This window comes from Paeniglutamicibacter antarcticus, from assembly GCF_039544305.1.
GTDB classification, from domain to species: domain Bacteria; phylum Actinomycetota; class Actinomycetes; order Actinomycetales; family Micrococcaceae; genus Paeniglutamicibacter; species Paeniglutamicibacter antarcticus_C.
The window spans coordinates 1-706 of the sequence record NZ_BAABLK010000047.1 but is presented as its reverse complement, the minus strand read 5'-3'; the positions used below and the strand labels follow the sequence as shown (position 1 = coordinate 706).

Below are 706 nucleotides of genomic sequence, written 5' to 3'. Positions count from 1 at the left end.
GCCGTTCCGTTTCTTAGATGGGGGTACCGGGTAGTGGTGGTGCGGTGGATCTATAGGTATGCCCGGTGGGTGTGGTGATCACCAAGGTATGCCGGCCTCCGGTGTCCTCCACGTGTTCTTCCCATCCGGTTTGTTCCTTGGTTTGGTTGCAGGCCGAGCAGCGTGCTGCACCGTTGTTGATGCTGGTCGGTCCCCCGCGGCTGTATTGCATCACGTGGTCGAATTCCTTGACCGGTGCGTTGCAGTACGGGGTGCGGCAATATTGGTCCCGGACGTTGATCATGTCCTTCAGGGACTTGGGAAATTCGCGGGATCTGGAATCCATGGCTGTCAACGCCCCGGTGTCGGGGTGGGTGTAGAGGCGTTTGAGGGACACCAATGCGCGGTAGCGTTCCCGGTCTGCCGGTTCGGTGCCTCCGACCATGATCCGGGCCCAGGTCGAGGGGACGGTGCCGTAGCCCAGCAGGTGCGCCGGGTCGCTGCCGCCTTGGAACAAGGTCCGGTCGCTCATCACCAGGTAGAGCATGATCCCAACGCCCTGGCATGGGTTCTTGCCGGTGACCCGTTGGACCAGGATGTCTGCCATGAGCTGGGACAAGGTGCGGGGGTCCCCGCTGTTGCGTAGTCGCATGGATTCTTCGGTGAGGGCTTGGCGTACGGCCAGCCCGTCTTCGACCGGAAGCATCCCGGTGAGTTTCATCATGGA

Annotated in this window: 1 protein-coding gene; it reads right to left on the bottom strand. The window is 61.9% G+C overall.

The window, feature by feature from the left end; all coding sequences use genetic code 11:
* Positions 1 to 13 precede the first annotated feature (13 nt).
* A partial coding sequence (locus ABEA12_RS14995; RefSeq protein WP_345468796.1) for an HNH endonuclease occupies positions 14 to 706 on the bottom strand: 693 nt, incomplete at its 5' end.